Here is a 6737-nt window from a genome sequence, read left to right as displayed (position 1 = left end):
CCGCAGATCGCCGCGCAGGTCGATCGGCAGTTCACCGGCCTGGCCGAGATGGCTGCCGGGTGTGAGCGCATCGCGTCCACGCCCATTCCGTTTGCCTACACGCTGCTGCTGCACCGCACGGCCTACCCCTATTGCTTCTTACTGCCATTCGGGCTAGTGGACTTGATCGGCTTCATGACGCCCTTCGTCGTGGCGATCGTGGCCTATGCCTTCTTCGGGCTGGATGCGGTGGGGGACGAGATCGAGGAGCCGTTTGGGCGGCGTGCGCATCATTTGCCGCTCGATGCGATGTGTCGGACGTTAGAGATCAACTTGCTTGAGGCGATGGGGGCGGATGAATTGCCGGTTGCGTTGGAACCGGTTGACGGTTGGTTGCATTGACGCTGTTCAAAGAAGCGGGGCGCCTACCAAGGCCCTACATCCGGAGCACGCGCTCGAGCGCCTTCTGCCCCGAGTGCGGATGCGTGGCGTGCTGGCGAAGCCTAGATATGGACGCGGGGCGCCGCCGCGTCGCGGTCAATTCGCTGAGCGAACCCGAGGCGGCGGCGAACATCTCCGACGCCATAAATTCGGCGCTCGCCACGACATCGGGCACACCCGTTGCCGGACACCCTTCCCCGACCAACGAAGATTTGCCATGACGAACGACCTCACGTCGCGATTGGAACGCTTGCGCCAGTGGGACGAGGCCCGACCTGGCCTGCCCGGCGAGCGTTGGCTCGCCTTCGGGCTCGGCCTGTTCCTCGTCACCCGCCGGCCGCGTCATCCGCTGGCCCGCGCTGGTTCGGTGCTCGCCGGCACAGCATTGCTCGCCCGGGCGCTGAGCGGCCGGGATGGCCCGATCGCGGCTCTCGTCGGGTCGAACGAGTCGCTGTCCTCACCCGGCACGGATGCGCTGGACGACTTCACGACGTTCTCGTTCACGCACCTGGATCGCGAACGCACCGTCTACCGCAAGGGCAACGGTCCTGCCGTGCTCGTGATGCACGAGGTCCCGGGCATCACCGTCGAGGTCGCGCACTTCGCCCGACGTGTCGTCGACGCCGGCTTCACCGTGTTCATGCCGCACCTGTTCGGGCCGGTCGGTGTGAGGACGTCACCGTTCAACCGCATTCCGGAGCTGGTCAAGGTCTGCATCAGCCGCGAGTTCCGCGTGCTCGCCGAGAACCGTTCGAGCCCGGTTGCGGACTGGCTGCGCGGCCTGGCGCGCCACATCCACGAGGAGATGGGCGGGCGTGGCATCGGCGCGGTCGGCATGTGCGTGACCGGCAACTTCGCGTTGACCCTGACCCTCGATCCATGGGTGCTGGCACCGGTCATGGGGCATCCGTCGTTTCCGCTGCCGATCACGCCCGCGAAGGCGGCCGCGGTGCATGTGACACCGGAGACGTTCGCCAACGCGCGACGCCGATCGGCCGAAGACGGGCTGAAGGTGCTCGGCGTGCGCTTCCACGGCGACACGTTGTTCTGCCGCGCGCCGCGTTTCGAGACCTTGCGCCGCGAGCTCGGCGACGCGTTCGAGGGCATCGAGCTGCCTGCCCGCTCGGCGAAGCGCCAGCCGGAGCCGCCGCACAGCGTGCTGACGATCGGCCTCGTCGATCGTGCCGGCGAGCCGACGCACGAGGCTGTCGAACGAATCCTGGCTTTTCTCTCCGAGCGCCTGCGCTGACTGGCAAGCTCGGGTCGCCGCTGGCGTTGTGGCGTGCTGTGGGCCTCCGACCACGACGGCGAGGGCATCCATGCGCTGCTGATGTCGCTCGCGGCCGGGGCCCTGGCTCACGGGTCCGCCGCCGTTGCCGCCGCCTGCAGCAGGCGCTGCACCTGGTCGAGCAGGTCGACGCCGTCGACGGGTTTGACCACGTGCAGGTCAAAGCCGGCCTCGCGGCTGCGGGCGTGATCCTGCGGCGCGCCGTAACCCGTGATCGCCACCAGCAGCGTCGTGGCGAGCTGCGGTCCCATGCGGCGCAGCCGCCTGGCCACCTCCAAGCCGTCAATGCCAGGCAAGCCGATGTCGATCAGCGCGACGTCGAATGCCCCGGCGGTTGCCTGCTCCAGGGCCTGTGGCCCGTCCACGGCTTCGGTCACCCGGTGGCCTGCGCCTTCGAGCACTTCGCGCAGCATCCTCCGACCGTCGTCGTAGTCGTCGACCAGCAGCACATCGAGCCGCCGCACTGCACCGGTGCCGGCAGGCAGCGTTGCCGGCTCGCCCGACAGCGGCTCGCTGCTCGGCAGCGTCAGCGTGAACGTGCTGCCTTGTCCCTCGCCGTCGCTGTGGGCATCGAGCCGCCCGTCGTGCAGCTCGGCGAGCCGGTGCGCGAGCGTGAGGCCGATGCCCAGGCCGCCCTGTGACCGTGCCGCGCCGCGCTCGCCTTGCACGAAGAGGTCGAACACGCGGGGCAACAGCTCGGCGGCCATGCCGACGCCTTCGTCGCGCACGCTGAGCAGCACGCGGTCGGCGCCGCGTGCAAGCACCAACTGGATGGCGCCGCCGTCGGGCGAGTAGCGCACCGCATTGCTCAGCAGGTTGGTAACGATCTGCTCGAGCCGCGTGTCGTCGCCCGACACCCAGGCCTGCTCGAGCCGCAGATCGAGCTGGTGCTTGGGCGAGCTGCCGACCACCTGCACGGCCACCCGCTGCACCAGTGCGGCGAAGTCGAGCCGCCGCCGATCGAGCTCGATCTTGCCGTGGCTGACCCGGCTGGCGTCGAGCAGGTCGTCGACCAGCTTGGTCAGATGCGCGGTCTGCCGCTGCAGCACACCCTGCGCCGAGATCGCGGGGGCGCCTTCGGGCCGCATGCGCAGCACTTGCGCGGCGGTGGTGATCGCGCTCAGTGGATTGCGCAGTTCGTGGCTGAGCATGGCCAGGAACTCGTCCTTGGCGCGGTTGGCGCCTTCGGCCTGCGAGCGTGCCAGGCCGAGCGCATGCATCGCATGTGCTGCATCGTCGAGGGCGTGCTGCAACTCGCGCAGCTCCCGCATGGCCAGGCTCGTCGGGCCGGGCGCGTCGGCGCCGGACAGCGCCGCGTCTGTGGGCGCAGTCGGCTCGTCGGAGGGCGGCAGACGCGAGGCTTCGGGCTGCGAGTGCTGCAGGGACGAGGTGTAGTCGCCGAGCCGCAGCGCGCGCGCCTGGGCCGCGAGCAGTGCCACGGGCTCGCCGATGCGACGAGCGAGCAGCCGCGCGAGCAACAGCGCCAGGGCCAGTGAGATGCCCACACCCAGCAAGCCGATGACGAGGACGCGCCAAGCGCTGGCCTCGACGCTTTTGGCGGGGACGCCGATGCCCACGGACCAGCCGCTGAACGCCGAGCGTCGCCAGGTCACGTACGAGGGCGTGCCTTCCAGCGTGGAGCCGCGGTAGGCCCCTTCGGCCGGGCCCGAGGTGAGTGCGGCGTGAAACGCCGGCGCCACCGTCACGCCGACCTGCACCCGCCCCTGGTGCAGGCGGGCCGCCTGCAGGAGTCGAAGGTCGACCACCGAGGCGACCCAGTCGTCGGGCATGCCCTGTTCGCGCAGGATGCGCGAGATGGCCACCGGGTCGACCACCGCGGTGAGCACGTAGGCCAGTCGGCCTTCGCGCAGCACCGGCACGCGAACAGGGAATGCCTGTCGCAGACCGCGCGGGCCCGACGACAGGCTGCCGATGGCCGGCTGCAGCGTGCGCAGCACGGCCTCGAAGCTGGCGGTTTCGTCGATGGGGAGCGGCTCGGCGCCGTAGGGCCGCGTCGCATTGACCTGCTGCAGGCCGTCGGCGCCGGCCAGAATCACGGTCACCCAGTCGGGGTGCAGATTCTTGACCCGCTGAGCGAGGCCGTGAAAACGCTCTAGCTCGCCGTCGGTGAGCGCCTGGCTCTCTGCCAGTGTGTGCAGCGCGCCCATCGTGGCTCGCAACTCGGCGTCGATGGCGCTCGTGATCGCGACGACGCGGTCGTGCATGCCGCGTTCGAACGTCTGGCGCTCCTGCTTGGCTTGCACCACGGCAAGTCCGGCGGCGAACAGCACCACCGGCAGCAGCGTGCCGAGCGCCAGCAGAAATAAGTGGTTGCGGATGCTCGCCATACGCAGTCTGGAGAAGTAAACGGACATCGGGTGCGGCGCTTCGTCGACCCGCGTCGAAAGGCGGGCAGTTCGAATCATCGCCGATGGTCGCTCGGCGACAGCAAACTCCTGAAGGCCACGGCGAAGGGCCTGGCGCTGTGCTTCAAGAGCAGCAAGTACACCAAGGCCCGTTACATGCCTCAGGCACTGGAACGGCTGGAGGAGATGCCGGGAGCTGCCCGTGGCCAGCGACTGGAAGTCGCCGACAGTGTGACTACGCGGCCGCGCCAGGAAGCTGCCTGTCGGCGTGACGACATTACCCTCGCCGCGATGACATCGTCGCACCAGGACCAAGCGGCGGTGCGATGCGTTGCACCGCCCGACAGCCAGGTCTCGACTTTCGGGCGGCTGGCCGGTACTACGGGCTGATCAGATCTCTGTCTGTTCGGAGATCTCCAAGGCGTCGTCCACCTCGATTCCGAGGTACCTCACCGTCGACTCGAGTTTGGAATGGCCAAGCAGCAACTGCACGGCCCGCAGGTTCTTTGTGCGCCGATAGATCAGCGTCGCTTTGGTTCGCCTCATCGAGTGCGTGCCGTAGTCGGCCGGGTCAAGTCCTAGCTCCTCGACCCAGGCCTTGAGGATTCGGGCGCTGTCGCGGTCCCAGGTGCGGCGAGTCGTGAATGCGACTCGGAAACACGTAGTCGTCAGGCTTCAGTCCCGTTTGCTTGGTCCACGCCGGCGAGACCTCGCCGCCGGGCTCAGAGAGTTCGATGGTCCACAGGGACCGGGCTTCATGAAAGGCGGCCATGAGTCACCGCGCTAGGATTTGTGGAGGAGTTTTGACTTGGCCGAGCGCACGCTGAGCAGCGGCAGGGTTGTCCTAGCGCGTCGCTGCCTTGGTCGGAGGCAGCGGCCCCATCACCCGGGAATTATCGACCGCCTCTCAGCCCCGCCTGCCCTGCTCGAACGGCAGCCAGCGCAGCAGCCTGTCGGGCACCTCCCGTCCCGTCGCCGCGCGGGCGACCAGCGCGGTGCCCGCCACCGAACCCAGCAGGCGCACCACGATCGACGGATGCCGCCTTGTCGAGAGCCACACGGCCACGGCCCCGGCCATCGCCAGCCAGTGCTCGCCCGGAATCCCGGGGCGCGCGTCGTCGTACTGCTTGATCGTGTCGAGCAGGTTGTCAGTCATGAAATGCTCCTCTTCATCAATCTTTGTAAGTTTGAGCCGACGCTTATTGGTTCCAAAGGGTTTTCCCGTGATGAGGTCGCGGTGCCGATTCTCAGGTGCTGAGCCTATCGTGCAGGGACCGTTGAGCCGCGATCAGGCAGCTTGCGCCAGCTGGCGCTCTCATTCCCGCGCACGGGGTGGCGCCCGCGCTTGCAGTCCCACGTGCGTGAGGATCCGCTCGTACTTCGACAAAGTCCGTCTCACCGTCGGTGCGCCGGTATACGCCGTGCTGCACCAGGCAGCGAAGGTGGATGTTCAGGTTGGCGGCCGAGCCAAAGCGCTGGAATCAGCGTGACCGCCGCTGTCGGCCTGTTCGGCCGTAAGCTGCCGTGCAGCTGCGCTCGATTTCGGTTGCGGAGCCCATCGATTGGTCTTTGGGTCGCCCATCTGCACGCCTTCCTCGAACAGCTTGACCGGGTACTCGGTGCGGTGGAGACAGGGCGTAGGCGTCGAGCAAGGCTCGTGCCTTCGCGGGCAGCGAAAAGCCGTGTTCTCCGCACCGCTCGGGCATTGCGATTGCCCGTCAGGAGACCCGGTTTTGCGCTCTGGCAAAGCCCTCGTCTTGCCCACCCGTCAACCTTGAAGGATCTCTGTCACGTTCGCCCACAACAAGCGCCTGCAATACACCGTCCGCGTCGCCGAGTCCAACCCAAGACTGGCCAACCTCATGCTCGAGCCGTTCGGTGGCCCGCAAGGCGAGCTCGCCGCGGCCTGCCGCTATTTCACGCAGTACCTCGCCCAGGACGACCCCGGCCGCAAGGACATGCTGATCGACATCGCCACCGAGGAGCTGAGCCACTTGGAGGTCATAGGCACCATCGTGGCCATGCTCAACAAGGGCGCCAAGGGTCGCATTTCCGAAGGCAACGAGACCGAGGCCGAGATGTACCGCAAGATCTCCGGCGGGGGCAACGACTCGCACATCACGCAGCTGCTCGACGGCGGTGGCCCGCCGCTCACCAACCAACATCGCTGCCGAGTCGCGCGCCAAGATCATCTACGAGCGCCTGATAAACATGACCGACGATCCCGGCGTCAAGGATGCGCTCACCTTCCTCATGACGCGCGAGATCTCGCACCAGCAGTCGTTCGAGAAGGCCCTGTATTCCATGCAGCCCAACTTCCCGCCGGGCAAGTTGGCCGGCATGCCGGAATTCACCAACGTGTACTTCAACATGTCGGTCGGCGAGGGCGACACCCGGGGTCCATGGAACAACCACGGCACCTTCGAGTTCCGCGAGGCCGAGCCCGCCGTCGACGGCGGCTCCGGCATGCCGGAGATCCACATGAGTGCCGAAGAGGCCGACGCGGTCGAACAGGCTGCCATCCGCCTGCACTCCGACCCTGACAGCGACCCGATGACTGGCGCGATGCTCGGCATGGACGGCGGCGGCAACGCGGTCGATGGCGCCGGCGCCCAGGCCGCGCAATCGACCGACCCGATGGGTGCCAAGAGAAACGCCGAGGC

At 67.8% G+C, this 6737-nt stretch carries 5 protein-coding genes and 2 pseudogenes; 4 read left to right on the top strand and 3 right to left on the bottom strand.

Going from position 1 to position 6737, the window contains the following annotated elements:
- Both H0W38_RS13340 and H0W38_RS13335 read left to right on the top strand, forming a co-directional pair.
- Positions 1–381, top strand: a 381-nt coding sequence (locus tag H0W38_RS13340) for a bestrophin family ion channel (protein WP_292454808.1), incomplete at its 5' end; no start/stop codon positions are given.
- Positions 382–637: 256 nt separating this feature from the next.
- Positions 638–1669, top strand: a complete 1032-nt coding sequence (locus tag H0W38_RS13335) for a dienelactone hydrolase family protein (protein ID WP_292454806.1) — start codon at positions 638–640, stop codon at positions 1667–1669.
- A 107-nt stretch (positions 1670–1776) separates the two neighbouring features.
- On the opposite strand, the gene H0W38_RS13330 is transcribed toward H0W38_RS13335, so the two are convergent.
- Positions 1777–4083 carry an ATP-binding protein gene (locus tag H0W38_RS13330; RefSeq protein WP_292454803.1) on the bottom strand — a complete coding sequence of 769 codons (2307 nt, stop codon included), beginning with the start codon at positions 4081–4083 and terminating at the stop codon, positions 1777–1779.
- A gap of 3 nt (positions 4084–4086) precedes the next feature.
- Between H0W38_RS13330 and H0W38_RS13325 the strand changes: the two genes are divergently transcribed.
- Complete coding sequence (locus H0W38_RS13325) at positions 4087–4464, top strand: hypothetical protein (RefSeq protein WP_292454801.1); 378 nt, start codon at positions 4087–4089, stop codon at positions 4462–4464.
- Here the strand turns inward: H0W38_RS13325 and H0W38_RS13320 are convergent.
- Positions 4465–4774, bottom strand: a pseudogene (locus H0W38_RS13320) (tyrosine-type recombinase/integrase); the annotation flags it as partial.
- Positions 4775–4981: 207 nt separating this feature from the next.
- Complete coding sequence (locus H0W38_RS13315) at positions 4982–5230, bottom strand: hypothetical protein (RefSeq protein WP_292454798.1); 249 nt, start codon at positions 5228–5230, stop codon at positions 4982–4984.
- A gap of 625 nt (positions 5231–5855) precedes the next feature.
- Between H0W38_RS13315 and H0W38_RS13310 the strand changes: the two are divergent.
- Positions 5856–6648: pseudogene (locus tag H0W38_RS13310) on the top strand (manganese catalase family protein); the annotation flags it as partial.
- Positions 6649–6737: the final 89 nt, after the last annotated feature.

Source organism: Methylibium sp. (assembly GCF_013817365.1).
Classification (GTDB): Bacteria; Pseudomonadota; Gammaproteobacteria; order Burkholderiales; family Burkholderiaceae_C; genus Methylibium.
The sequence above is the reverse complement of the archived record's forward strand: the minus strand, read 5'-3'. Positions and strand labels throughout refer to the sequence as shown.